This window comes from Cognatundibacterium rivi (assembly GCF_018139565.1).
GTDB classification, from domain to species: domain Bacteria; phylum Pseudomonadota; class Gammaproteobacteria; order Burkholderiales; family Burkholderiaceae_D; genus Undibacterium; species Undibacterium rivi.
The window spans coordinates 186,489-213,209 of the sequence record NZ_JAGSPK010000001.1; the positions used below are offsets into that span (position 1 = coordinate 186,489).

General features: G+C 50.1%; 16 protein-coding genes. 7 read left to right on the forward strand and 9 right to left on the reverse strand.

Going from position 1 to position 26,721, the window contains the following annotated elements:
- Window positions 1-276: 276 nt before the first annotated feature.
- The 5 genes from KDM87_RS00830 to xdhA form a co-directional block, all read right to left on the reverse strand.
- Entirely contained in the window at window positions 277-2,259 is a 1,983-nt protein-coding gene (locus KDM87_RS00830; protein WP_212677349.1) for a S9 family peptidase, read from the reverse strand.
- A 98-nt stretch (window positions 2,260-2,357) separates the two neighbouring features.
- Window positions 2,358-5,102 (reverse strand): TonB-dependent receptor plug domain-containing protein, encoded by a 2,745-nt coding sequence (locus KDM87_RS00835; RefSeq protein ID WP_212677350.1) that lies wholly within the window; start codon window positions 5,100-5,102, stop codon window positions 2,358-2,360.
- A gap of 718 nt (window positions 5,103-5,820) precedes the next feature.
- Window positions 5,821-7,149 carry a guanine deaminase gene (gene guaD, locus KDM87_RS00840; protein ID WP_212677351.1) on the reverse strand — a complete coding sequence of 443 codons (1,329 nt, stop codon included), beginning with the start codon at window positions 7,147-7,149 and terminating at the stop codon, window positions 5,821-5,823.
- Window positions 7,150-7,258: 109 nt separating this feature from the next.
- The gene (gene xdhB, locus KDM87_RS00845) at window positions 7,259-9,574 is read right to left on the reverse strand and encodes a xanthine dehydrogenase molybdopterin binding subunit (RefSeq protein ID WP_212677352.1); all 2,316 of its coding nucleotides are present in this window, start codon (window positions 9,572-9,574) and stop codon (window positions 7,259-7,261) included.
- Window positions 9,571-11,064, reverse strand: coding sequence for a xanthine dehydrogenase small subunit (gene xdhA, locus KDM87_RS00850; RefSeq protein ID WP_212677353.1), 1,494 nt, complete (start codon window positions 11,062-11,064; stop codon window positions 9,571-9,573). The genes xdhB and xdhA overlap by 4 nt, the downstream gene beginning before the upstream one ends.
- 489 nt (window positions 11,065-11,553) lie before the next feature.
- Here xdhA and KDM87_RS00855 point away from each other — a divergent pair, with 489 nt between their 5' ends.
- Both KDM87_RS00855 and KDM87_RS00860 read left to right on the forward strand, forming a co-directional pair.
- Window positions 11,554-13,299, forward strand: a complete 1,746-nt coding sequence (locus KDM87_RS00855; RefSeq protein WP_212677354.1) for a methyl-accepting chemotaxis protein — start codon at window positions 11,554-11,556, stop codon at window positions 13,297-13,299.
- Window positions 13,300-13,381: 82 nt separating this feature from the next.
- A complete protein-coding gene (locus KDM87_RS00860) occupies window positions 13,382-13,729 on the forward strand; it encodes an energy transducer TonB (RefSeq protein ID WP_212677355.1) in 348 nt (115 codons plus the stop codon).
- A 91-nt stretch (window positions 13,730-13,820) separates the two neighbouring features.
- Here the strand turns inward: KDM87_RS00860 and KDM87_RS00865 are convergent, their stop codons facing one another.
- The 3 genes from KDM87_RS00865 to KDM87_RS00870 all read right to left on the reverse strand — a co-directional run bounded on the left by KDM87_RS00865 (window position 13,821) and on the right by KDM87_RS00870 (window position 17,461).
- On the reverse strand, window positions 13,821-15,974 hold the full coding sequence (locus KDM87_RS00865) for a M3 family metallopeptidase (protein ID WP_408058669.1): 2,154 nt from the start codon (window positions 15,972-15,974) through the stop codon (window positions 13,821-13,823).
- A 138-nt stretch (window positions 15,975-16,112) separates the two neighbouring features.
- A complete protein-coding gene (locus KDM87_RS17850; protein WP_268977432.1) occupies window positions 16,113-16,244 on the reverse strand; it encodes a hypothetical protein in 132 nt (43 codons plus the stop codon).
- Between the two features lie 5 nt (window positions 16,245-16,249).
- On the reverse strand, window positions 16,250-17,461 hold the full coding sequence (locus KDM87_RS00870) for an MFS transporter (RefSeq protein ID WP_212677356.1): 1,212 nt from the start codon (window positions 17,459-17,461) through the stop codon (window positions 16,250-16,252).
- 331 nt (window positions 17,462-17,792) lie between these two features.
- On the opposite strand from KDM87_RS00870, the gene KDM87_RS00875 reads away from it, so the two are divergent.
- From KDM87_RS00875 to KDM87_RS00890, 4 genes are all read left to right on the forward strand, one after another.
- Entirely contained in the window at window positions 17,793-19,499 is a 1,707-nt protein-coding gene (locus KDM87_RS00875) for an AlkA N-terminal domain-containing protein (protein ID WP_329604875.1), read from the forward strand.
- 9 nt (window positions 19,500-19,508) lie between these two features.
- Window positions 19,509-20,012 carry a methylated-DNA--[protein]-cysteine S-methyltransferase gene (locus tag KDM87_RS00880; RefSeq protein WP_212677357.1) on the forward strand — a complete coding sequence of 168 codons (504 nt, stop codon included), beginning with the start codon at window positions 19,509-19,511 and terminating at the stop codon, window positions 20,010-20,012.
- A 207-nt stretch (window positions 20,013-20,219) separates the two neighbouring features.
- Window positions 20,220-20,780, forward strand: coding sequence for a phasin family protein (locus KDM87_RS00885; RefSeq protein WP_186884033.1), 561 nt, complete (start codon window positions 20,220-20,222; stop codon window positions 20,778-20,780).
- A gap of 209 nt (window positions 20,781-20,989) precedes the next feature.
- Complete coding sequence (locus KDM87_RS00890; RefSeq protein ID WP_212677358.1) at window positions 20,990-22,168, forward strand: acetyl-CoA C-acetyltransferase; 1,179 nt, start codon at window positions 20,990-20,992, stop codon at window positions 22,166-22,168.
- A gap of 95 nt (window positions 22,169-22,263) precedes the next feature.
- Here KDM87_RS00890 and KDM87_RS00895 read toward each other — a convergent pair whose 3' ends face one another.
- The gene (locus KDM87_RS00895) at window positions 22,264-23,802 is read right to left on the reverse strand and encodes a peptide MFS transporter (protein WP_212677359.1); all 1,539 of its coding nucleotides are present in this window, start codon (window positions 23,800-23,802) and stop codon (window positions 22,264-22,266) included.
- A gap of 357 nt (window positions 23,803-24,159) precedes the next feature.
- Here KDM87_RS00895 and KDM87_RS00900 point away from each other — a divergent pair, with 357 nt between their 5' ends.
- Entirely contained in the window at window positions 24,160-26,661 is a 2,502-nt protein-coding gene (locus tag KDM87_RS00900) for an alpha/beta hydrolase family protein (protein ID WP_230407533.1), read from the forward strand.
- Window positions 26,662-26,721: the final 60 nt, after the last annotated feature.

Here is a 26,721-nt window from a genome sequence, read left to right on the forward strand (position 1 = left end):
GTACCAATCCATTTGAGTTGTATTTAGAATATGTACTGAACGATTAAATGAAATAAAACTAATGCAAAACACGTTGTACTTAATTCTGCGAGTAGCCGTTGTGAACGGCTAACAACCGTTCGTTACGGGGATGCATTGATTCATAATGATGCAATGATTTGTAAATGCAGATGAGTCCACAAGTCAACGGACACCTTGCTCGTGGACTCATCCTTTGAACACAGCATAATCAAACATCAATCCGACCAATTGAGGTTTCAGTTTGCTATTTGCAGCTTAAGGATTCTTACCTATATATTTATCAAGGAAGCGAACCACTGTTTCACCCCATAAGATGCGGTTACTTTCTTTGGCCCAACCGTGACCCTCGCCGGTAAATACCATCCATTCGACTTCATTACCCTGAGCTTTCAGCTTATCGCGCATTTTTTCACCGTGTATCAGAGGCACACGTCTATCTTCACTGCCATAAGCCATCAATACCGGAGCTTTGATTTTATCTGCATTGCCGATCGCCGAAACCTTTTTGAAGTACTCTTCATCCGTTTTAGGATCACCGTGCATTTTTGTGCCGATATTATCCATCACTGGGCCACTCATATCTGACCAGGTCACGGTGAACAGCATTTTTACATCGGTCACCCCAACCCAGTTAATTCCGCATTTATATTGATCAGGATCTTTAATCAAACCATACATCGTTGCGTATCCACCGTAACTGGCTCCAATAATGCAAACCCGATTTTTATCGACGATGCCTTGCTTGATCAAATGTTGTACGCCATCCGAAACATCATCCTGCATCGCCAGGCCCCATTGTTTCCAACCCGCCGTATGATGTTTCCAGCCAAAGCCGGTAGACATACGGAACTGCGGTTGCAACACTGCGTAACCGCGTGATGCCATCAATTGCAATAGCGGATCAAAGCCTTGAGAGTCTCGGGCATGTGGTCCGCCATGTACATATGCCACTAATGGCAGATTTTTCGCTGGTACACCCTCTGGTAAAGTCAGATACGCAGGTATATTTAAACCGTCGCGCGCGGTGTAATTGATGACTTGCTGTGCAGAGAGTTTTTTACCTTCCAGCTCAGGTTTCAGGCTGTAAATTGGCTCAAGACTTTTCTTCGTTATATCGTAGAGATACACTTTACCGACATTTTGATCGCCTGAAACAAAGACAACAATATTATTGCCTGACCAAGAAAAATTCACTTTTTGTCCTGGGAAACTGGCTTTTAAAGTAGCGTCGATTTTGGCATAGTCTTCATCGAAGTAAATCATTTCTGAAGTCATACCTTCCGCCAGAGTACCGACGATCTTTTTGCGTTTTTCATCAACGATGACGCCATTCAAGTCAGCCACCGGATGATCTGCGATCATTTCTCCCGCAGTCTGTTTTGCAAAATCCCAAGTGTAAATCGCTTCTTTGTCCTGTCCATTAAAACGTCCGGCGACTAATAGATTTTTATTATCAAAATCAAAAGTCAGAGGATTAATGGTATTTCCCTCGTCATGATAAGCCTGGTAAATTTGCTTCCAAGGCTGGCCTTCGCCGTCGCGATAGTGAACGGTTTGTTTAATCCGCTTATTATCTGGGTCTACGCTATTTGAGGAAGCGACTCGCACCACTAAATCATGATCGACTACCCAAGAACCCACTTTGCCAGGGTTGTCAAAGGTTAATAATTTAGTGCGTCCCGTTGTAGTGTCCAGTCGGAACAAATCGCTGGCGCCCAAAGCAGCATCGTTACCACGCTCGTTATTTACAACGATTAAATCATTACTTTCATTACTGACGCGTTTGACTACACTAAATGGCTTGTAGGCTTTTTGCCCCGTTTTTGCTTCCTTAATTGTCATCAACAATTTACGGAAGTTTGTGCCGTCAATATTTACTGCGAACAAGCCGCCACCATCCTGATCTTCCATGACGACATCGCTGCCACGCGTGACACTAAATGCCAAACGTGAATTATTAACCCAGAAGGGTCTGCCAATATCCCAATCCGGATCAGAGGCAATCACTTTTGATTGACGACTCTCTAAATTAATTACGGCAAGTACGAAGCGTCCATTGCGCGGGGTTAGCACTGCGATGTTTTTACCGTCAGGGGACAGTATCGGAGCACCGCCATATTGTGGTTTCTTAAAAAAATCTGCGACCGGAATCGACTTATCTGCGTACGCAGGAAAACATACTCCCCCAAGTGCAGCAATAGCGGCAGAAATTAATGCCAAACTTATCTGTTTTCTCATGACTTTTGTCCTCTTTCTAGTAACCTTTTTATTTCATCATTAGTAACGAAATAAAAAATGCCGGAACCCTGAGATTCCGGCATTCAGTCTGCGCGCTATTATTTAAATTTGTAGTCAACAGTTAATTGGAAGTAGCGCCCCATGCGATCATGCAAAGGATGTACCGCCAGGTTCTGCGCACTACTTGGGCTAGGTGCAAACGGAGGCATGCGATCAAATACGTTGCGGACCGCGAAACTGAGCTTCAGGTTTTTGTACAAACCAGAATAGCTACCACCCAGATTCACTGTCGTGAATGAAGGAATATCACGGCATAAAGCTTCATAGCCTTGAGTTTTGAATTCGCAAGGCTGAGTGAAGTCGCCAATTGCCGAGAAGTGACCGATGTAATCAGTATCCAGCGATGCTTTCCATGCGGCTTTTTCCCATCCCAGACCAATGTTTGCAATTACACGAGGCTGACCACGACTGCCAGCGTACTCGATCAAATCAGCTTCTGGTGAAGGAGCAGATTTGTACGACTGGTTGTAAGTCATCGTCATTTGTGGCTTGATTTTTCCGTATTCACCGAGGTTGAAATTAGTCTTGATGTCAAGGTCAATACCACTCACCTGTGTTGTTGCGACGTTAGTCAGTAACATTTTGAGTAGAGTAATTTCTCCAGCTGTTGCTCCGGCAGTTCTATCCGCATCAGTCAATGCAGCACGAGTGATTGCAACAGCAGGGTTCCCCGCATAGCGAGCTGGATTCGACAATACGGTTTTGACGTCAAAGGTACTGATTTCGTCGTTACGTTTGATTCTCCAATAGTCCAGAGACATATTGAACCAGTTGCTTGGCTCCCAGACGACACCCAATGTATAGCTCTTCGCTGTCTCAGGTTTCAGGTCAGGGTTCGAACCGCTGATATATGCGCTGTTCCATTGGCAGCCACCTTTGAATTTATCGTTACAACGCGCTGGATCTTGGTAGCTGAGGAACGCATTTTGGTTCGAGCTGGAGTTTTCAACCAAAGTCGGAGCACGGAAGCCCGATGCATAAGTACCACGCACGAGGAACTGTGGTGTCACGTTCCATTTCAAACCAACTTTTGGTGTTGTTGAGCTACCGTAGTCGGAATAGCGATCATGACGCACAGCCATCGAGGCTTCAACCGTTTTGAAAACCGGAATAGCCAATTCTGCGTATGCCGATTTGATATCGCGCGAACGTTTGTACCCGGGTTGCGATTGCGCACGATGATAGAGTTCACCTTCGACCGATAAAGGATCAGGATTGATATCCAGAGTTTCACGACGCAATTCAGCGCCAAACGCTGCAGTTACTGCGCCTGCGGGCAATTGGAATAATTCACCAGATACTTTGGCATCCCACAACATCATTTCAGACTTGAACTGATCGTAAGATGGAGCCATCAGTGAGTTGACCAATGCTGAATTGCTGCCAATCTGACCAAAAATGAGCTGACCTTTTTTATAAGCGTCAACCAAGGGAGTCACTAACAGGCCAGAAGTTGCGCGTGAGTCAACTTTGCTGGAGTTGTACATCATCGCGGATTCCCAGTCCCAGTCTTTGAACGTTCCTTTCAAACCAGCGAGATAACGACCAAAAGTCACTGTATTGTCTAAACCCTGGCCAGGTAAATCAGTTAACGACGCACGTACACGCACGGTGCCATTGCCACCGGCTAAGGTTTTGCCAGTAACTGGATCAATCAAATCCTTAGGATACTGTGGATGTGTGATAGGTAAAGCACCGGTAATCTGACCATTCTGACCAGCGAACCAATGCGGCACACCTTGCAGATTGGCTTTAGTTTGATTGATCATCACTTCAGCAAATGCAGTCGTATCGGCATTGATTTGCCATGTACCTTTGCTGGTTATGCCAATACGATCAGATTTTGCACTGGAGTTATATGTTGAATCCTGGAAATCATCGTGCACACAAGCCTGTCCTTGAGTACCTGCGCCAAATAAGTTTGATGCTGGCACTAAACGATCTGGACGGCAGTTACCTCCTAATGGACGTACCACGAATAAATTTGTCGCTTTATCCGTCCAATAAATATTGCCAGGATAGGTGTACAGTGTGCGGCCGTCTGCATAGCCCCAGGCACGCAAATCCTGAGTTGACATGTAACCATCACGGTTTTTGATCAGCGTTGGTTTGCGTTGACGAACGTCCAAAGTTGCATAGACGTTATATTTATCTTCAGCCAGATTACCGAAACCGTAGCTACCAGTGACACGCGTTTGTTCACCATCATTTCTTTGGGATTGTGCGTAAGAAGACGAAATCTCAGCGCCTTCAAAGCTGTTGCGCAAAATGATATTGACCACACCGGCAATCGCTTCTGAACCGTAAATTGCAGAAGCGCCATCTTTCAAAATTTCGATACGTTCCACTGCGCCAACTGGAACTGAATTCAAATCGACAAAAGTAGTTTGATATTCAGGTTGCGCGTAAGGAGCCAGGCGGCGGCCATTGATCAGCACCAATGTTGCCTGACTGCCGATGCCACGCAAATTCAGCCCCGATGCACCAGCGGTAAAGCCACCAGTGCGGTTTTCATCAACACCACCCAGATTGGAGGACACATTACGCAAGACTTCAGTCAGCGAGGTTGCACCTCCACGAGTCATTTCTTCGCGAGTAATCACCTGTACTGGTGATGCAGTCTCATAATTCACGCGCTTGATTGAAGAACCAGTCACGATGACTTTTTGTACCTCTTGTTTTTTATCTTCTTCCTTTTTCACGGCTTCTTGTGCAAAGCCTTGCTGCGCAAGTGTCAGCAAGCCAACGCCGGATAATGCAATCGCCAGTCGATTCAACTTCATAAATTACCCCTGTATTTTTATTTAAATGGCAGCTTCCCACTCACTAAGTTGCATACAACTGCGCGCAGTTTTGGTTATCTTCTTTCATAAACCGATATGGCATATAGCAACTCAATAGTGGTTTGGTAATTATGTTATGAGTCAATTTGTTATGACTAGAAATTTTATACATTTCGATACAATGCTAAAGACAAACCTATTGACCTGAAAATATATTATTTTGGTAATTCTTAATTTGTAAAAAATTTATTCATTTTTTATGATGGAAATCAAAACATAAACTTATTGTGATGCATTTTATGCAAAATAATTTTTATTATCTGCTTTGTTGCATTTTGATTACAAAGGTCAGATTTATGACTTTTTCAATGAATATTTTTTTAATTTTTTATGAAATTAACAAAACTAAAAAATACTAAAATGCGCTCTTTACATGTCAGAATGAATTCATTGCTGCAACATACAGAGTTGAAATAATTTGATTAATAGACAAAAGACAGGGATTACCTTCAGACTTGGCTCAATTCAAACACAATCCCAGATTTCACTGAGGGCTGCATCTTAGATTACGGGCGATACACATTAGGTTAAACGTGTATGTTTTTGATCTGGTTGTGATCGCAGGTTTCTTTATTTCGTAGAGATCTTTGGCGATACCGAAGGCTCGCTCGCAATTGCTTCAGTGTTGAGTTGATCTTGTTTTACTCGACATTAAATATTAAAAAATACTCGCTTCGCTCGGTACTTTCATTCCGGATACCCGTTTACCCGCCGCATAAGTCGCCGCAATACTGCGGTCATCTCCCAATAACGCCAATGCAAATAGCAATTCTTCTAATGAATCACAGCTGGCAGTACGACGTTTCAGAAGTGGTGTCGCTTGCGGGTCGAGTACGTTAAAGTCTGCTTCTGCGCCGGCCACGAAATTACCGATACAGCCTTCCAGTTGCATACTGCGTGCGCCGCCTAATGTGGCGAGATAAAACATCCTTGTTGCGGGCAGATAGGTGCCTCCCATACGGGCAACTTTGTATGCGGCGTTCATTGTTTGCAGCATAGAAAACGAGGTGCCGCCACCGACGTCGGTGGCTAGTGACAGCGGGACGTTTTGGGCTTCTGCGCGTTGAAAATCAAATAAACCGCTGCCCAGAAACAGATTGGATGTTGGGCATAAGGCGACTGCGGATCGGGTGGCAGCCATACGCGCGCGGTCTTCATCGTTGAGCCAGATACAGTGGGCAAACATCGCACGCTCCCGCATCAGCCCGTAGCGATCATAAATATCAAGATAACTGCGTGCTTCAGGAAACAGTGAGCGCGCCCACGCGCATTCATCCTGATTTTCTGCCACGTGTGTCTGAATAAAGGTATCTGGGTAGGCACGCGCTAACTCACCCGCAAGCTGCATTTGTGCCGGGCTGGAAGTCGGCGCAAAACGTGGGGTGATGGCGTAGAGCTGGCGACCGTGCTTATGCCATTTTTTGATCAGGGTTTCGCTGTCGCGGATGCCATCTTCTGCGGTGTCGCGTAAAAACTCGGGGCAGTTTCTGTCCATCAGCACTTTCCCCGCGACCATGCGCAAATTGCGTGCGGTGCTTGCCTCAAAAAAAGCATCGACTGATTCCGGATGTACGGTGCAATACACCATCGCAGTGGTGGTGCCACAACGGACTAATTCATCCAGAAAAAAATCAGCCACTTCCCGCGCGTGCAGAGGGTTTTCAAACTGTCTTTCGGCTGGAAACGTATATTGCTCCAGCCAGGGCAACAGCCCAGGTGCCGGTGAAGCAATGATGTCGGTTTGCGGATAATGAATATGCGTATCGATGAACCCGGGAGTAATGATTTTGCCGGGAAAGTGTTCGATAACGACATCGGCAGGCAGCGTCGATTTTAACTGTTGATAGTCCCCCGCAGCCTGCACCAGGCCATCATTGACGATCAGCAGCCCATCTTCGTGCCGATGTGTTCCGTCCGGATTATGCAGAGGGTCATCGGTAAAGTGCAATAAGCTCGCACGGTAGGCTTGTATTTTGTGAATAGTCATCTGTTTCTGTCGGACAGAGATTTGATGCGGCCTGCAGGGCTAATTCGCCCGGGAACCCGCATCAATATTGGGTGATTGTTTGAAAAAATGTACTCTTAATGCGCGTATCTTAATCGCGAATCGCATTTACTGCGCGCAGAATTGCTTCACTGGTTGCTGGCGCTGGTAAGGGTGGATGCCGCTGATGATCAGCAACGCTGGCAATCGCATCACGGATCGCAAAAAACACCGAAAACGGCAATAACAGCGGTGGCTCACCAACGGCTTTTGATCTGTGTATGCTGTCAGCGACGTTCTTATTCTTAAACAGGCTGACTCGGAAATCTTCCGGGCAATCTGATATTGCCGGTATCTTATACGTCGATGGTGCATGCGTGGTTAATTTGCCGCTGGCATTCCAAACCAGTTCTTCCGTTGTCAGCCAGCCCATACCTTGTATGAATGCGCCTTCTACCTGACCTTTGTCGATCGCCGGATTGAGCGAATTACCTGCATCGTACAACACATCGGCACGTAGTAATTTCCATTCGCCCGTCAGGGTATCGACGACCACTTCTGATACCGCCGCACCGTAGGCGTAATACGAAAACGGATTACCCTTCATGGACTTGCCATCCCAATGTAAATCCGGTGTCGCGTAAAAACCGTCAGACCACAATTGCACCCGCGCCAGATAGGCTTTTTGCACCAGTTCAGAAAACAAAACCGTGTTGCCGCCTGAACTGATGTTGCCATCTGAGAAGCTCACTTCGCTGGCAACGCCACCCAAGGTGGTTGCCGCATATGTGGCTAGCCGATCGCGTATCTGGCGTGCAGCAGCCTGCGCCGCCTTGCCGTTCAGATCGGTGCCGGTCGATGCTGCGGTGGCTGATGTATTGGCGACCTTCGTGGTATCGGTTGCCGTGATTCTTACTGCGCTTAGCGGCACCCCTAGTTCGTGCGCCACCACCTGTGCGACTTTGGTGTTGAGTCCCTGGCCCATTTCTGTGCCGCCATGATTGACCAGCACAGAACCATCCAGATACACGTGCACTAAGGCACCAGCCTGATTCAGATGTGTCACGTTGAAGGCAATACCGAATTTGTGTGGCGTCAGTGCCAGCCCTTTTTTCAGTACTGGGCTGGTTGCGTTGAATTTTGCAATTGCAGCCCGGCGCGCCCGATAGTCGCTGCTTTGCTCTAATTCCGCAACCAGCTCGTGTATCACGTTATCGACGACTTTCTGACCATAGTGGGTAACGTTTCTGCCTTCGTCGTCGTTGCGTCCGTAAAAATTCAGCCGCCGTACGTCCAACGCATCTTTACCAAGATGGCGGGCGATATCGTCGATGATATGTTCTATCAGTATTGCCCCTTGCGGACCACCGAAACCACGAAACGCGGTATTCGATTGCGTATTCGTTTTGCAGCACATGGCGCGGATATCGACATCGGACAGAAAATAAGCGTTATCGAGATGACAGACCGCACGGGTCGCGACAGGCCCGGACAGATCAGCGGAAAATCCAGCGCGCGAAAGCATCTGTACTTTGACGCCGAGAATCAGCCCTTCATCGTTATACCCGGCTTCATAGTCATAATGAAATTCGTGGCGTTTTCCCGTGACCAGCATATCGTCGTCGCGATCTGCACGGAGCTTGACCGGTCGCTGCAGTTTGAACGCGCACAGAGCGGCAACGCCAGCCCATAACGCTGATTGCGATTCTTTACCGCCGAAGCCACCGCCCATACGTCTGCATTCAACCTGCACACTGTGCAATGGAATGGCCAGCGCATGTGCGACAACATGCTGCATTTCACTCGGATGCTGAGTAGAGCAGGCCACGTACATGCCGTCAGCTTCTTGAGGAATCGCATAGGCGATCTGGCCTTCAAGATAAAACTGTTCCTGACCGCCGACCTGCCACTCGCCGCTAATGCGATGCGGCGCATTAGCGATGGCATGCTGTGCATCGCCACGCGTCAGTGACATCGGTGGCAGCACGTATGATTGTTGCTCGTGCGCGGCGCGTGGATGCAAGATAGCAGGTAGTGTTTCGTAATCGATTTTTGCCAGCCTAGCGGCGCGGCGTGCCAGTTCATGGCTGCGCGCGACCACGGCGAATAACGGTTGCCCGACATACTCGACCACGCCATCCGCCAGTATCGGGTCATCTTTGATGATGGGGCCGCATTGGTTGCTGCCGGGGAAATCACGCGCAGTGAACACAGCAATCACACCCTGCGCTTGACGCACGGCATTCAGATCCATATGGCGTATCAGTGCATGCGCTTGCGTTGATAAGCCGAGTGCTGCATGCAGCGTGCCCTGCGTTTCCGGCATGTCGTCGGTGTAATTTGCCCTGCCACTGACGTGTAATACCGCAGATTCATGCGGATGTGATTTACCCACTTCCGCCCACGATGTTTCGTTTTGTTTGGTCATATGGACTCCTCTGCTGAGCTTGTGCCTGCCGCAGCAAATGGATTGAGCCAGGCTGCCGGCAGCGGGCTGTCTGCCCGGGTTTCCAGCCAGAAGCGGCGCAATAGATTTTGCGCCGTCTGCAAGCGATATTCTGACGATGCGCGCATGTCGCTGAGCGGTGCGTAATCATCGGATAAGGCGAGCATCGCCGCTTGCAATGTCGCTTCATTCCAGACTTGTTGCTCCAGTGCGGCTTCGGCACGTGTCGCCCGTTTCGGTGTCGCCGCCATCCCGCCGAAGGCGATTCTGACTTCTGACAAGATCCCGCTTTCTAATTGTGCTGAAAAGGCCGCACAAACAGCTGAAATATCCTGATCAAAACGTTTCGCCAGCTTATAGGTACGGAAAATTTTCCCGGTGCGCGGCAAAGGAATTCGTATCGCAGCGACAATCTCGTGCGGACGTAAATCTTTTTGCTGATAACCGAGATAGAAATCTTCGAGAGCCAGCTCGCGTTCGCCATCAGCGCTTTTCAAGACGATGCGACTACCCAGCGCAATCAGCCACGGCATAGAGTCGCCTATCGGTGAGCCATTGGCGACATTGCCACCCAGTGTGCCCGCGTGGCGTATCGGTAATGAGGCAAAACGCTGCCACAACTCGCTTAATTCCTGCGGATAATATTCACACAATACGCGGTAGGCGTCGTCCAGCGTGACTGCGGCGCCGATCTCTAGGGTGTCATTCTGTGCGGTCACCGTGCGCAGTTCTTTGACTTGTCCGAGATAAATGATATTGCCCAGTTCGCGGAATTGTTTGGTGATCCACAAGCCAATATCTGTGCCGCCTGCGAGCAGACATGCCTGCGGATGGGCGGCCCGCAAGCGGACTAATTCCGTTATTGTTCGTGGCGCAAAAAAGTGTTGTCCCTGATAGATATATTCCAGTGTTTCGTTGCGAGCCAAGCTGACCAGTATGGCTGCTAACCCGGCCTGATCGAAATCCTGACGCGGTAATTCTTCCATACGATGCGCGGCGTCAATGATGGGGCGGTAACCGGTACAGCGGCACAGATTACCGGACAGGGCAATATCAATCTGTTTGCGTTGCAGTGGCGCTGACGCTGGGCTTCTTTGCAAATACAGATCCCATAAAGACATCACAAATCCCGGCGTACAGAAGCCACATTGTGATGCGTGGCATTCCACCATCGCTTGCTGCACCGGATGCAAAGACGCCCCCTGGTTCAGATCTTCCACCGTGAAAATAGCCTTGCCATCGAGCGTAGGCATGAGCTGCAGACAGGCATTGACGGATTTCATTTCGACTTTGCCATCCCGCAGTTCGCCGGTGACAACGGTGCAGGCGCCGCAATCACCTTCGGCGCAGCCTTCTTTGGTACCGGTGCAATGCAGGTCTTCGCGCAAATGCTGGAGCAGGGTACGGGTGGGCGGCAAATGATCTGCCTCGTGAATTTGTCCCTGGAAAAAATAACGTATCAGTCCAGACATGAGAATCCCGTGTAGAAGTGTTGTGAAATTGCACGCAGCAGTCGAGAGTGACGTGAACCGTGAAGGTTAGCATTCAGATAAATTAAATTTATATCGAAATGATGATGCTGACTATCAACAGCAGAATTTATGCCAGCGAATCGATAAAAAGAAGGGGAATAGCAAAGAAAGTTCTGAGCACGGTGGCTCTCACAAAAGCATAATTAGTTTGCACAAAAATAGTGCGGGCTGCATTAGTTGCCAACGAATAAATGGAAACTATTTATTTCGCAATAGTTATTGAACGTGCGTGAAAAAAAAGTGTAAAAAAATGTTTCCATCTGGAAAAATTACAGTATATTTCCTAACTGAATGTTACAAAGTGCGAGTTGATTCTAAACAAAATCAGGACTTGCAAACAGGGGACAGGCACATAAGTTGCTGAAATTTTAGCGCTTTTGAATGTTTTAATTCTTTTTCAAAGTAGTGGCGTAAATGAATCTATCAAAAATGACTGTTGGTAAACGCCTGGGGCTGGGATTTGCTCTGGTTTTAATATTTTTGATCGCACTGACGATCGTCGGTGTTTTCCGGATGTCGCAAATTCAGGGGCGTCTCGAAAAAATCGTGAATGTCAGTAACGTCGAAACCCGTCTGGCGCTTGATATGCGCGCGATCGTCTATGACCGTATGGTGGCTTTACGCAACCTGACCTTGCTCAACGACGAAGCGGACATGGAAAAGGATCTGAAGAACATCGCCGAACAGTCAAAAAAATACGCGGAAGCGAGTGAAAAACTGATCAAGCTCGCGCAATCGGCCGATGTCGTTTCGGGTGAAAAGAAAGCCATATTCGACAAATTGAAAGAGCGCGAAACAGCCGCGGCTTCTTTGCCTGACAAAGCCAAGGCACTTGGTCTGGCGAACGATCAGGAAATGGCGACCATCACCCTGATTAAAAAACTGCGTCCGGTACAGCAAGGCTGGCTCGATACCCTGGATGAATTGGTTGCATTGGAAGACAAACTGAATTCTGAAGTCGCCAGCGAAGCAAACTCAGCATTTAAATCGGCGACCAGCCTGATGATGATTCTTGGCCTGATGGCATTAGCAGGCGGTATTGCGGCGGCGTTTTATATCAGTCGCAGCCTGATCCGGCAACTCGGTGGCGAGCCTGATTATGCGGCGCAGATTGCTGGTCAGATTGCTGCCGGTGAACTGAGCGCACCGATCGATGTCAGAAATGGTGATCAGTCCAGTCTGATATTTGAAATGAAAAACATGCGTGACAGTCTGGTCAATATCGTTGCGCAAGTGCGCTCCGGTACCGACACAATCGCCACGGCCTCCAGTGAAATTGCGACTGGTAACCTGGACCTTTCTTCCCGTACTGAGCAACAGGCAAGTTCGCTGGAAAAAACGACGTCGTCCATGCGTGAGCTGACTATCACCGTCAAGCAAAATGCCGACAATGCACGTGAAGCAAATCAACTGGCTGCCTCTGCTTCGGAAGTCGCTCGTCAGGGTGGCGCAGTGGTTGCTCAAGTGGTTGAAACCATGGGTGACATCAACACGTCCTCAAACAAGATCGTTGACATTATCAGCGTCATTGATGGCATCGCATTCCAGACGAATATTCTGGCGCTGAATGCTGCGGTAGAAGCCGCGCGTGCTGGTGAACAAGGTCGTGGTTTTGCTGTCGTGGCGGCAGAGGTTCGCAATTTGGCGCAGCGTAGTGCTGCTGCTGCAAAAGAAATCAAAACCCTGATTGACAATTCCGTCGAAAAAGTTGAAATCGGTGCGCGGCTGGTGGGTCAGGCTGGCGTGACGATCGATCAGGTTGTTACCAGTGTTAAACATGTGACCGAGATCATGACCGAAATTACGGCGGCAAGTCAGGAACAGAGTGCCGGAATTGAGCGTGTGAATCACGCGATTATCGAAATGGACGGCGTGACACAGCAAAATGCAGCGCTCGTAGAGCAAGCTGCAGCGGCAGCTCAAAGCTTGCAGGATCAGGCTGCTGAATTGGCAAATGTGGTGGGCGTTTTCAAACTCGACAAAAATGAAGGTCTCTTATCATTTCAGTCAGCACCAGCGAAACCAGCAGCACCGGTTGTGAAACGCATAGAGCCAGCGATGAGAGCGGCAAAATCCAAGGCGAAAGCCAGTCCGGTGAAGTCTTTACCCGCCGCAAAACCTGCTGTGAAAAAAGCTGCATCCGCTGCCAGCGATGACGGTTGGGAAGAGTTTTAATCTTCAGACTAAGCACCAGAATCAGCAGTAATAAGGTACAAGCACCACATTTTTATATTGATCAGAAATGAAAAGAAATACCATGATGAAATCCTCCCGTTCTTTCCTCCTCTCAGCCATGTTGTGCGTGGCTGCTTCTTCGGTGATGGCTGCTGAAACAGCACCTGTAATGGATAATAAATCCTGCGACCCACCGAAGTATCCGAAAGCTGCTTTGATGAACGAAGAGAGCGGCACGGTGACGATGGGATTTCTGATTTCTGCCGACGGTAAAGTCGTCGAATCGAAAGTAGAGAAATCCAGCGGTTCCCGTAGTCTGGATAAGGCAGCCATCGGTGCTTTGAGTCAATGCAAATTCAAGCCTGGTACAAAAGACGGCAAAGCTGAGCAGGCATGGGTGAAAACCGATTTTGTCTGGAAACTGGAATAAGTCAGCGATAAATAAAAAAGGGGGAAGACGCGATGTCTTCCCCCTTTTTTTATCTACTGGTAAGACCCGCAGGTCTTACCGGTTGCTGGCTTTATTTTAAGCCGCGACGTATCAGCAATGGGTCGATTTTTGGATCGCGCCCGCGGAAGTTCCGGAATGATTCCATAGGATCGATACTGCCGCCGCGTGACAGTAATTGCTGACGGAACCAATCGCCATTTTTCCGCGTCAGGCCGCCATTTTCCTTAAACCATTCAACGGTATCAGCGTCCAGCACTTCACTCCACAGGTAAGCGTAGTAACCAGCTGAGTAGCCGCCGCCGAATATGTGTGAGAAATACGTAGAGCGATAACGCGGCGGTACCGGTGCAAAATCAACGCCAGCTTCTTGCAAGGCAGTTTTTTCAAACGCAATCGCATCGCTTGGTATTTGCGCTGGTGTCAGCTGATGCCAGCGCTGATCAAGCAAAGAGGCCGCCAGATATTCTGTGGTCGCAAAGCCTTGATTGAACTTGTTGCTGGCGGTGATTTTATCGACCAGTGCCTGAGGAATCACTTCCCCTGTTTTGTAATGCTTAGCGTAGTTTTTCAGGACTTCAGGCCAGGTTGCCCACATCTCGTTGACTTGCGAAGGATATTCAACAAAATCGCGCGGCACATTGGTACCGGAAAAACGTGGATAGTGTACTTGTGAGAACAGACCGTGCAGCGCATGGCCGAATTCATGGAATGCTGTTTTTACTTCGTCGGCCGTCAGCAAGGTGGGTTCACCTTTGGGTGGCTGAGGAATATTGAGGTGATTCGCAATGACCGGTTTTTTGTTGAACAGCGTCGATTGTTCGACATACGAGTTCATCCACGCGCCGCCACGTTTGCTGTCGCGGGCGTACATATCGGCGATAAACAAGGCCATCGATTTACCGTCGGCATCAAAGACTTCGAAAACCCGTACGCTTGGGTGATAGACAGGCAAATCTTTACGTTCTTTAAAGCTGATGCCGTACAACTGATGCGCGGCAAAGAACACGCCGTTTTGCAATACGCTGTCGAGTTCAAAATACGGGCGTAACTGGGTATCGTCAAACGCATATTTTGCGGTACGCAATTGCTCCGTGTAGTAGGCCCAGTCCCATGCCGCCAGCTTAAAGTCGCCATGATTGGCATCGATGATTTTTTGCAATTCAGCGGCTTCATTTTTCGCATTGGCGACTGCAGCCGGTGCCAGCTCGCTCAGCATTTTATTGACGGCTGTGGTGGTTTTGGCTGTTTCGTCTTCGAGGCCGTAGGCGGCGTAATTCGGATAACCCAGCAATTGCGCACGTTCTGCGCGCAGACGGGCTAATTGCAGCGCTGTATCGCGGTTATCGAAATCACCGCCGTGGCTGCCACGATTGACCGAGGCTTCTTGTAAACGCTGACGCACAGCACGGTCTTCGAGGCTCGCCAGATAAGGTTGCCCGGAGGTATTCATCAATGGAATCAGATATTTTCCATCCAGGCCTTTGGCTTTTGCCGCTGCGGCTGCGGTACTGATTTCACCTTCAGACAAACCTTTTAACTGCTCTTTATGTTCAACGATGACGGCCGATGCATTGGTTTCTTTCAATACATTCTGGCTGAATTTCGTGCCTAACGATGCCAGCTGGGCATTGATCGTTTTGAGTTTAGCTTTATCGCTGTCGGATAATTTTGCACCGGCCCGCACGAAATCGGTGTAGTAGCGATCCAGCAGGCGATTAGATTCGGCGTCGAGTTTCAGTTTATCGCGCTGACTGATGATGGCGTTGATGCGTTTAAACAGTTTCGCATTCATCAGAATCACGTCCTGATGAGCAGACAATTTCGGTGCCAGATCGGTGGACAGTGCTTCCAGTGTCGGGTTGGTGTTGGTGGCGATCTGATTGAAAAAGATCGTGCTGACGCGGTTCAGCGTCTGCCCGGCGCGTTCCAGCGCGACTACCGTATTCTCAAAAGTTGGTTTGGCGGCGTTGTTGGCAATCGCATTGATTTCGGCCAGATGCAAACGCATGCCCTCTGCAAACGCTGGCGCATAGTGTTCGTTTCTGATCTGATCGAAGGCTGGATATTCATACGCCAGAGTACTGGCTGCCAACAGGGGGGTGGCTGCAAGCGCTTTATTCATAAGGGGTTTGCTGGTCGGTGCTGAAGTGACGGAGGTATCTGCGGCAACGCTGGATTGTATTGCCAGCGCAGAACACAGCAGCATGAGCATGGATTTGTTCATGGGAATCAGATCTGAAAAATAGGAGTTGAAAAGAATAACATCAGACTCCGTACGCAGAAAATAATTCCTTAAAATTATCTAAATCAATCAGCAGAACCGATCAGCTGAGCCGATCGGCTCTAATGAATAGTCAATGAGTCAGCAAAGCACAAAACGATTGGCGAGATCAAGCACAAACCCAGGCTGCAGATAGGCCAGAAACGCCACTGCCAGCACGAGTAGCAGCAACAGGAACAGAGACAGCTTCCACAATGTCTGGCGCAGTTTCATTATCGTTATGCCGTTGCCGTCTGACGTTCAACCGGGCTTTCATTCACCGGCAGGTTGATCAGTGCCGCAAAAATACCGAGTGCCAGCGTAATGCCCCAGACGAGGTTGTAATTGCCCATCAGCGTGTAGATATAGCCGCCGAGCCAGACACCCATAAAACTGCCGACCTGATGCGAGAAAAATACAAAGCCAGACAACATGGAGAGATATTTCAGTCCAAAGATGCTCGCGATGACGCCATTAGTCAGTGGTACTGTCGATAACCATATCAAGCCCATAGCCGCGGCGAATATGTACACCGAATAGGACGACAGTGGTGCCAGTAGAAACAGGCTGATCACAACCGTGCGGGACAGATAGATGGACGACAGCAGGTAACGTTTCTGGAACATGCCACCGAGCTTACCGGCGTAATACGAGCCGAAAATATTGAACAAGCCTATGAGGGCGAGTGCCAACACCGCCACGTTAGGGTCGAGTATGCCTTTGTCTTTCAGATAGGCCGGCATGTGTACGCCGATAAAAACCACCTGAAAACCACAGACAAAATAACCTGCGACTAAAAATAAGAAAGGCTTATGAGAGAACGCTTCGTGGATAGCCTCTTTGATACTTTGCTGCGGGCCATGACTATGATCAACCGGAGGTTCGCGCAGTTTCCAGGCCATCGGTAACATGACAGCGATCAGTAAGCCCGCCAGCAGATAAAACGCCGTCTGCCAGCCGCTGTGGGTAATTAATTGCTGCTCGACCGGCATCATCACAAACTGACCAAAAGAACTCGCGGCGGAAGAAATGCCGAATGCCCATGAACGTTTATTCGCCGGTGCGGTGCGCCCGATAATGCTGCTGACGGCACCAAAAGCGGTACAGGCGAGCGCCGCCCCTAATAACGCGCCGGAACCGATAACAAACAGCAGCGGATGACTGACCGTTGCCATCCACAGCAAACCCGCCGCATACATCAGCGCGCCGAAGATGACAACCCGTGTAGTACCGAATTTATCGACAGCCATACCGGCGAATGGCCCGAATACGCCCCATAACAAATTCTGGATTGCCATCGCCATCGAATAGGTTTCGCGGGTCCAGCCATGCGCTTGTGAAATCGGCTGCAACCAGAAGCCAAAGCCATGACGCACGCCCATGGCGAGCGTTAATACAAAGCCGCTGGCGATGAGGACGGTTTTCAGATCGGGAGATTGCTTGATGGTCATGGCTTATGCTTTCTGCACATATATTTATAAGATCAGCTAGGGCCTGTTAACATTTAAATTACGAGATGCGTTCAAGCCAAAACGTGGGCTGGCAAGGCGTGTGTCGCAGTCAGGGCTGGTGCCCCTGACAAGACGCGCAACGCAGTCCAGCGCGCGTTTTGGCTTGAACCCAGAGGGAAAGGGGTAAAACAGCCGCATGGCGTTGTTGCATCCCGCTGACAGTGATCACACTGCTGCGCGGGCTGCGCCTAGCCCTGCAACTGTTTTACCCCTTTCGCACACGTAATTTAAATGTTAACAGGCCCTAGTGTAGTGGAAACGTCTAATTCATGTGGCCTGCCGGTTTTACCATGACGCCTGTGCTGGCCATGGAACAGGGATAAGTGGCGTCGGCAATAATTCGCATGTCCGGAAATGGCTAGATCTGGCGCCGGTCAACGCGTATAAAGAGCACATACGTACCGATAACGACATCACGATGAATACACCAGAGACCAACCCGGGCAGGCTGACGCGCGAGGCACATCATTACTATCGTGCGCTCGCCGCAAAAGACAGCCGCTTTGACGGCGTCTTTTTTACCGGCGTAAAAACAACAGGGATATATTGCCGCCCGGTTTGCGCGGTCAGGACACCGCGTGAAAGTTCCTGCGAGTTTTTTTCGACGGCAGCAGCTGCAGAAGCGGCGGGCTATCGTCCTTGTCTGCGCTGTCGTCCTGAGCTGGCACCGTATGCGATACAACAGAATCTCGCGCATGCAATCTGGAAAAAAATTGCTGACGGCGCTTTGAATGCAATGAGTGTCGAAGTTTTCTCGCAACAGATAGGTTTGTCGTCCCGCCAGCTCAGGCGCGTGTTATTGCAGGAATTCGGTGCCAGCCCGGTCGAACTCGCGCAAACCCAGCGGTTGTTATTTGCCAAAAAACTGCTGCAAGAAACCAGCCTGCCCATGACAGATATCGCGTTTGCCGCTGGTTTTGGCAGCGTCCGACGTTTCAACGCTCTTTTTTTGCAACGTTATCAGATGGCACCAGGCTCGGTGCGACGTGCGGCAGATGGGCGTGGCGAAAGTATTTCTTTGCGCCTCGCGTATCGTCCGCCGTATGCGTGGGATGCAGTCATCAGCTATTTACGCGGACGTGCTATGCCGGGAATGGAAGCCGTCATTCATGAAGGTCAGGAAGGTGATCAGGCCACCTACGTGCGCAGCGTACGCATACAAGGCATTTCAGGCTGGCTGAAGGTCAGTCATTTGCCGCAGAAAAACCAGTTATTACTACAACTCGCGCCGCAACTGACGCCGGTATTGATGCCAGTGCTGGCACGCGTGCGGCAGCAATTTGATCTGGAAGCGAATCCCGCATTTATTCAAAGCCACTTGCAACAAGATGCGCTGCTGGCCGCGCAGATACAGGCAACACCGGGCTTGCGTGTGCCGGGGGCGTTTGACAGCTTTGAACTGGCGATCCGTGCGGTGCTGGGGCAGCAGGTCAGCGTGGCGGGTGCGACGACCGTTGCCGGTCGTCTGGTGCAGCGCTTCGGCGATACGGTCGATACGCCGTTGGCGGCGATTACGCGTCATTTTCCGAAGCCGGAAACGATTATCGCGCTACCCATCAATGAATTGGCGGGGATAGGGATTCCAGCAACGCGTGCCCAGACCTTGCAGAATGTCGCCCGCTTCGCACTGGCGGGTGGTTTTGAACGCTTACTGGATAGCACGCAGGTGACGATGCTGGACAACATGAAAAGCGTGCGCGGTATCGGTGAATGGACGGCGCAATATATCGCGATGCGTGCTCTGCGTTTTCCCGATGCTTTTCCTGCCGGTGATCTCGGTTTGCAAAAGGCAGCGGCACAATTATCACCACTGGCGGCGTCCCCTGCCCAGATGCGCTGGACGGAAAAGCAGTTGCTGTTGCAGGCACAAGCGTGGTCACCCTGGCGCGCTTATGCCGCGATGTTGTTGTGGCAGTCGCTGACCACGATGGACCGCCCTGGTGAGTGCAATGCAGCGAGCAAAGCGACAGAAAAATAAGGGGAAGTGATGAAATATACAGAATTCAACAGCCCACTCGGCGTGCTTTGTGTGGCTACGAGCGACATGGGGCTGAGCGGTGTCTACTTTGAACAGCACCAGCATTTCAAGGGCATACAGGGCTGGCAAGCCGCACCGGCGCATCCGCTATTGCAACTGGCAACGCAACAACTGCGAGAATATTTTGCCGGTCAGCGCCAGCATTTTGATCTTCCGCTCGACATGTCGTCGGGCACACCATTTCAGCAAAGTGTGTGGCGGGCGTTGCAGCAGATCCCTTTCGGTCAGACCTGCAGTTACGGTACTCTTGCCGCCAGCATCGACAAACTATCGGCGGTCAGAGCGGTTGGCGCGGCTAACGGGCGCAATCCCTTGTCAATTATTGTTCCTTGTCACCGGGTGATCGCGGCGAACGGTGCGCTGACCGGCTATGCTGGCGGCTTAAAAAATAAGCAGGCTTTGCTACAATTAGAGGCATATCAATCGCTGCATCAAGCCCCGCTATTTACCTGAGTCTCAGCCCGAAACAGGCTGGAAAGCCTGATGGGTATTAGGGGTTGCATTTTTTAAATGATATCATTTACATCATTTTGTTGCGATGCACAAAAAAAAGCTTGACGTATGAAATATGCCGTGTAGAATTGAACTTGTTGCGGTGCACCATTTAAAGAAGTTGTGGAAGGCGCTGCCGATTATTAATCCCCTTTAACGGAGAATGCCATGTCTACATCACCAGAACAATTTATTGCTGCAACTAAAGCCAACCTCGAAGCGCAGTTTGCTTCCCTGACGGCATTGAACAAAAAAGCGTTTGAAGGTCTGGAGCAATTGTTTGCCCTGAACGTGAACGCTGCTAAAGCCAGTATCGAAGAAGGCACTGCTGCTGCGAAACAACTGTTGAGCGCAAAAGATCCTCAGGAATTTTTCACACTGACAACAGCGCAAGCACAGCCAACTGCAGAAAAAGCACTGGCATACGGTCGTCATCTGGCCAGTATCACTTCTGCTACTCAGCAAGAGTTCACAAAAGCAGTGGAAGCGCATATCGCTGAAACAAATACTAAAGTGATTTCCCTGATCGATGAAGTTACCAAAAATGCACCAGCGGGTTCAGAACAAGCTGTGACAGCCTTGAAATCTGTGGTTGGTAACATCAACGCCGGTTACGAGCAATTGTCCAAAACGACCAAGCAAGCGGTAGAAACATTGGAAGAAAATCTGGCAAAAGCAACACAACAGTTCACCCAAGCTGCTGAAAAAGCGACGCCAAAGAAAAAATAAGTAACTTAAGTTACTTAAGTAAAGCAAGGACAAGTTCGCTATGAACTTCGCCTGAATCAAAAAGCTCCCAGCAATCGGGAGCTTTTTTTTTGCTCAAAATTTATGCTGGATGAACATCAACAGGCAAGCTGGTGTAATCTGACCACTACCGGATCAGACAGAATAGGCATTTTGTCTGACGCACCTTTTTTTATAACAGGAGATTCAACATGCAAGACGTCGTCATTGTTGCTGCTGGTCGTACAGCGGTAGGTAAATTTGGTGGTTCCCTGGCTAAAATCCCGGCCGCCGAATTGGGTGCGATAGTGATTAAAGGCTTGCTCGCCAAAACGGGTTTGAGCGGCGACCAGATCAACGAAGTTTTGCTTGGTCAGGTGTTGACGGCAGGCGTTGGGCAGAATGCAGCACGTCAGGCCGTCATCAAAGCGGGTTTGCCTGTGATGGTGCCAGCGATGACGATCAATAAAGTCTGCGGCAGCGGTTTGAAAGCAACGCATCTGGCGGCGCAGGCCATTAAAGTCGGTGACGCGGACATTATCATCGCTGGTGGTCAGGAAAATATGAGCGCTTCGCCGCATGTGCTGAATGGCTCGCGCGATGGTTTCCGTATGGGTGACACGAAACTGGTCGACACCATGATCGTGGATGGTTTGTGGGATGTCTATAACCAATACCACATGGGTATTACCGCTGAAAACGTCGCTAAGAAATACAGTATCAGCCGTGAAGAGCAGGACATATTCGCGCTTGCCTCACAAAACAAAGCGGAAGCGGCACAAAAAGCTGGCAAGTTCAAAGATGAAATCATACCGGTAGAAATCGTGTCGAAAAAAGGCACGGTCGTCTTCGATACTGATGAATTCATCAAACATGGCGCTACTCTGGAATCCTTGTCTGCACTCCGTCCTGCCTTCGACAAAAGCGGTACCGTCACCGCAGGTAATGCTTCCGGTCTCAACGATGGTGCGGCGGCGGTAATCATGATGTCGGCAAAGAAAGCGGAAGAGCTGGGATTGCCAGTGCTGGCGCGGATCAAGGCGTATTCGTCGGCAGGCGTAGACCCATCCATCATGGGCATGGGCCCTGTGCCCGCTGCACAACTGTGCCTGAAAAAAGCTGGCTGGACGCATGCTGATCTGGATTTAATGGAGATCAACGAAGCGTTTGCCGCGCAGGCCATCGGTGTGAATAAAGAAATGGGCTGGGACACCAGCAAGATCAACGTGAATGGCGGTGCGATTGCGATTGGCCATCCTATCGGGGCCTCTGGTTGCCGTATTCTGGTCAGCCTGATTCATGAAATGATACGCCGCGATGCTAAAAAAGGTCTGGCGAGTTTGTGTATCGGTGGTGGTATGGGCGTGGCGCTGGCAATCGAACGTTCTTAATAAATCTGAGACAGAATCTTGCTAAGATTTGTCGGAAATAGTTAAAAAAAATCCCCGCTTTTGGCGGGGATTTTTGTTGGGGCGGATACTCTAGATTAGTTGATCCCGTGCATTTTCTTTGCCATCCATTTATTCATCAGCATCAGAACAATGCCGGCAGAAATCGGGATGATGGTGAAGATCAGGAAGAAAGTCGACATCGAATACGTGTTCGAAATCTCGTCAATATAACTACCCGTCAGACCCGCCAATTTATTGGCGATGGCGGTATTCAGGAACCACAAACCGAACATTAGACCGAGCAAACGCGGAGGTGCGAGCTTACTGATGTAAGACAAGCCGACTGGTGACAGGCAGAGCTCACCCATCGTATGGAAGAAATACGCCAGAATCAGATAGACCATGCTGATCGAGGCAGTCTTCGCACCGGCTGGAATAGTGGACGAGCCATAGGCCAGTGCCGCAAATCCGATACCAAGCAGAACCAGACCCGTACCGAATTTAACCGGGCCGCTAGGATCCCAGTATTTGTCCCACATTTTGGAAAACATCGGTGCCAGAATCACCAGGAAAAACGAGTTCAGCACACCAAACCAGGTCGCTGGAACGCTGGACTGATCCAGCGCAAATTCACGCTGCAGCATCCACAGAACTAACGCCCAGATCGTACCCAGACAGACGACCAACAACAGATTGGATACCAGATAGTTCTTAGCGGTACCGGCGAACAGCTTCACCAGCAGCCAGCTGAGAATCATGGTCGGAATCACCGTCATCAGGCTGTTGATAATTTTAAAGGTGGTACCTGCGGTGCCCACCAGATTACGGTCGGTGTAGTCGGCCGCGAAGATCGTCATTGAGCCACCGGCTTGTTCAAATGCGAACCAGAAGAAAATCGTGAAGAAAGAGAAAACGGCAATTGCTTTAATACGATCAGCAACGATGTTGGCCGCTGGTTCTTCGACGACGACTTCAACAGTGTTGGTCGCCGCTCTCTGATCTTTCGATAAACCGATGTTACCGAAAATGCCTTGTCCCAGATAAAACTGGATCGCGCCTAACAGCATAAATATACCGGCGAGTCCAAAACCATAAGACCAGGAGATTTTTTCACCGATATAACCGCACAGCAAAATACCGAAAAACGCGCCGGAATTGACGCCCATATAAAACAGGGTGTAGCCGGAATCGCGCAAGTGTTCGTTATCTTTGGTGTACAACTGACCGACAATCGCAGAAATATTCGGCTTGAACATCCCGGTACCGGCAACGATCAGTGACAGACCAACGTAGAACATGGTTGGCGTATCAAACAGCAATGATGCATGACCTGCCGCGATGATGAAACCGCCGAGTACGACTGCGCGACGGCTGCCGAGGAATTTATCGGCAATATAGCCGCCGATGATCGGTGTCAGATAGACGAGACCGGTGTACCAGCCATACAGATTGGCGGCATCTGCGCGGGTCCAGCCCCAGCCGCCTTTGGCTGTTTCTGTGACCAGAAACAAGACCAGCAATGCACGCATACCATAATAAGAAAATCGTTCCCACATTTCTGTGAAAAACAGAACAAATAAGCTATCGGGGTGTCCGAGGATAGTGTTCACCCCTGGATTTTGAATTTTGTTCAAATTGCTCTCCGTTGTTGGTTTAATTGGATGATGATTCGCCAGCAAATAAATTTTCAAGCCTGAGGCAAGAATGATTTGAATTGAATCAATTCGGCGCGTAGCTTACCACGATGAAAAACTCATATAGAAAGACATATTGTGCGTTGCAGCAAATGTTGTGCCAACGCAGCGAATGAGTGTGGATAAGCCTTTGCGACGCCATCCGCGAGGCATCCGACAGGCAATCGGGACGTGGTTCTGAGAATGGCAGGTTTGCCCAAGCGTGAATTTGTGCGATCCTGATGCGCATTTTCGATAAAAATGCAGGCGATGCTGCTCGTTTTGGTGCGGCTTTTTAATATAGTGATGAATATACGAATGATGTTTTTTACTTCCCGATTTCCTTCCACGGTGATCATTGCAGGCGCGGTGGCACTGTTGTCCGGCATCCACATCCCGGCCGTTGCCACCTCAGGCACAGCGCTTCCTGTCACTGCCGCAGAAGGCAATTATCGTTTGCCGCCGGCGGAATTACAGGCCATCGTTGACGCACCGCGTGGGCCGGTGTTTAAACTCGGGCCACAGCGCAAAACAGCATTGCTGGTCGGCTTGCCGGGTTTGCCGGGTATCGCCGAAGTCGCGCAGCCTGAACTCAAACTGGCGGGTTTGCGTATCAATCCCCGTACCCACGCTGCCAGCCATTTTGATTTTGGTAACAGCCTGAGTCTGCTGGACGTGGCAAGCGGGAAAATCCGCGAAGTCAGCGGTTTGCCAGCGAAGCCACGGATTGCTGAAACACTGTGGTCGCCGGATGAAAAATGGTTGGCGTTCAGTCGCTGGACCGATGATGGCGTAGAACTCTGGTTGCTGGACGTGAAGAAAGCACATGCACAACGGCTGATCGACGAAAAACTGAATGCCGTCGCCAGCGCCGGATTCGCCTGGAGCAATGGCTCCGAGCAATTGCTGGTGCGCTTACTGCCTGCCCGCCAGAAACCAGCACCGAATCTGACGCAAAAGCCGCTGGGGCCCAATATGCTGGAAAGTAAGGGCGGCAAGCTGACGCAAAACCGTACTTATCCCGACATGCTGAAAACAGCAGCGGACGCCGATATGCTGGATTGGCAATTGCAAACACAACTGGCATTTGTCAGCATCAGCGGCGATCTGCGCCGTGTCGGCCCTGTCATGACGCTGACCAAAGCGCAGGCTTCGCCCGATGGCAATCTGATTCTGACGACACAATTACGCCGCCCTTATTCGACGATGCTTCCGGTGGATCGTTTTCCACAATTGATCGAATTGTGGGATGAGAATGGCAAGAAAGTGAAAACCATCGCCGAACGTCCTATGCGTGAGCGTTTGCCCACCGGGAATGATGCGGTACAGGCTGGGCCGCGTGATTTTGCCTGGCGTAATGATAAGCCCGCTACCTTGTATTGGCTGGAAGCACAGGCCGGTGGTGACCCTGAAGCGCCTGTGAAAGTACACGACGTCCTGATGCAACAGGCCGCACCGTTTGATGCGCCACCACAAAAACTGATGGATCTGGCGTGGCGCTTCAATAATATTCAATGGGGTAATGACGGCCTGGCGCTGTTGACGGAAAGCTGGTGGAAAACCCGTGATACCCGCATTTGGCGGATACGTCCCGGCGTCGTCGACAGTAAACCGGAACTCTTGTTTGCCCGTAAATCGGAAGATCAGTATGCGCATCCAGGGCAGCCCGTGATGACGCAAAATCAGTATGGCCGCGCAGTGCTGCGCGTGGCACCGGATGGTAAGTCGATTTTCATGACCGGCAATGGTGCCAGCCCGGACGGTGATCGCCCGTTTCTGGACCGGTTTGATCTGAATAGTAAGCAAGCGGTACGCATGTTCCGCTCGCAGGCGCCGTATTACGAAGAAGTGCTGGGTTTGTTGAATGATAAAGGTACCAGCATCGTCACCAGCCGCGAATCAAACGAAGAACGCCCTAATTATTTCGTCCGCGATCTGGCACACAATGAAGTAGCGCGGGCGTTGACGCAGTTCCCCCATCCTTTGCCGCAATTCAAGGGCGTGAAAAAGCAGCAACTGCGTTATGAACGTGAAGATGGTGTTGATCTGACTGCGACCCTGTATTTGCCGCCAGGCTACGACCCGAAACGGGATGGCCCGCGTCCCATGATTATGTGGGCGTATCCACGGGAATTTAAAACAGCGGAGGCAGCCGGTCAGGTGAATGGTTCACCGTATAAATTCAACCGGATTTCCTATAACGGTCCGCAAGTCATGCTGGCACGTGGTTATACCGTGCTGGATGGCCCGACCATGCCGATTATCGGTGAAGGGAAGAAAGAGCCAAACGACACTTACCTCGAACAACTCAAAATGAGTGCCGAAGCCGCGATCGACGAAGTCGTGCGGCTTGGTGTTGCCGACCGCAACCGCATCGCGATCGGCGGTCATAGCTATGGCGCTTTCATGACGGCCAATCTGCTGACGCACACGCGTTTGTTCCGCGCCGGTATTGCCCGTTCCGGTGCTTATAATCGCACCCTGACACCGTTTGGTTTTCAGTCAGAAGAACGCAATTTCTGGCAGGCACGCAAGACGTATCAGGAAATGTCACCGTTTAATTTCGCGAATCAGATCAAAGATCCGATACTCTTTATTCACGGTGAACAAGATAATAACCCCGGCACTTTCCCTATCCAAAGTGAACGCATGTATCAGGCTTTGCAAGGTCTGGGCGCGGTGACGCGTCTGGTGATGTTGCCGAATGAAAGCCATAGCTATCGTGCGCGGGAATCGGTCCTGCACATGCTGTGGGAACAGGATCGCTGGCTGGAAACCTATGTGAAAAATGCGAAAGGTGAAGCCGGAGAGAAAGACTGAATATCTGCCATTGAGGGCATCTGACGATACTTAGATTGCATGGTGCCCACATAGCCGGAT

Excerpts from the sequence above, each read along its gene's own strand:
- KDM87_RS00830 (WP_212677349.1), bottom strand. The coding sequence starts at position 2,259 with ATGAGAAAACAGATAAGTTTGGCATTAATTTCTGCCGCTATTGCTGCA.
- KDM87_RS00835 (WP_212677350.1), bottom strand. The coding sequence starts at position 5,102 with ATGAAGTTGAATCGACTGGCGATTGCATTATCCGGCGTTGGCTTGCTG.
- guaD (WP_212677351.1), bottom strand. The coding sequence starts at position 7,149 with ATGACTATTCACAAAATACAAGCCTACCGTGCGAGCTTATTGCACTTT.
- xdhB (WP_212677352.1), bottom strand. The coding sequence starts at position 9,574 with ATGACCAAACAAAACGAAACATCGTGGGCGGAAGTGGGTAAATCACAT.
- xdhA (WP_212677353.1), bottom strand. The coding sequence starts at position 11,064 with ATGTCTGGACTGATACGTTATTTTTTCCAGGGACAAATTCACGAGGCA.
- KDM87_RS00855 (WP_212677354.1), top strand. The coding sequence starts at position 11,554 with ATGACTGTTGGTAAACGCCTGGGGCTGGGATTTGCTCTGGTTTTAATA.
- KDM87_RS00860 (WP_212677355.1), top strand. The coding sequence starts at position 13,382 with ATGATGAAATCCTCCCGTTCTTTCCTCCTCTCAGCCATGTTGTGCGTG.
- KDM87_RS00865 (WP_408058669.1), bottom strand. The coding sequence starts at position 15,974 with ATGAACAAATCCATGCTCATGCTGCTGTGTTCTGCGCTGGCAATACAA.
- KDM87_RS17850 (WP_268977432.1), bottom strand. The coding sequence starts at position 16,244 with ATGAAACTGCGCCAGACATTGTGGAAGCTGTCTCTGTTCCTGTTGCTG.
- KDM87_RS00870 (WP_212677356.1), bottom strand. The coding sequence starts at position 17,461 with ATGACCATCAAGCAATCTCCCGATCTGAAAACCGTCCTCATCGCCAGC.
- KDM87_RS00880 (WP_212677357.1), top strand. The coding sequence starts at position 19,509 with ATGAAATATACAGAATTCAACAGCCCACTCGGCGTGCTTTGTGTGGCT.
- KDM87_RS00885 (WP_186884033.1), top strand. The coding sequence starts at position 20,220 with ATGTCTACATCACCAGAACAATTTATTGCTGCAACTAAAGCCAACCTC.
- KDM87_RS00890 (WP_212677358.1), top strand. The coding sequence starts at position 20,990 with ATGCAAGACGTCGTCATTGTTGCTGCTGGTCGTACAGCGGTAGGTAAA.
- KDM87_RS00900 (WP_230407533.1), top strand. The coding sequence starts at position 24,160 with ATGATGTTTTTTACTTCCCGATTTCCTTCCACGGTGATCATTGCAGGC.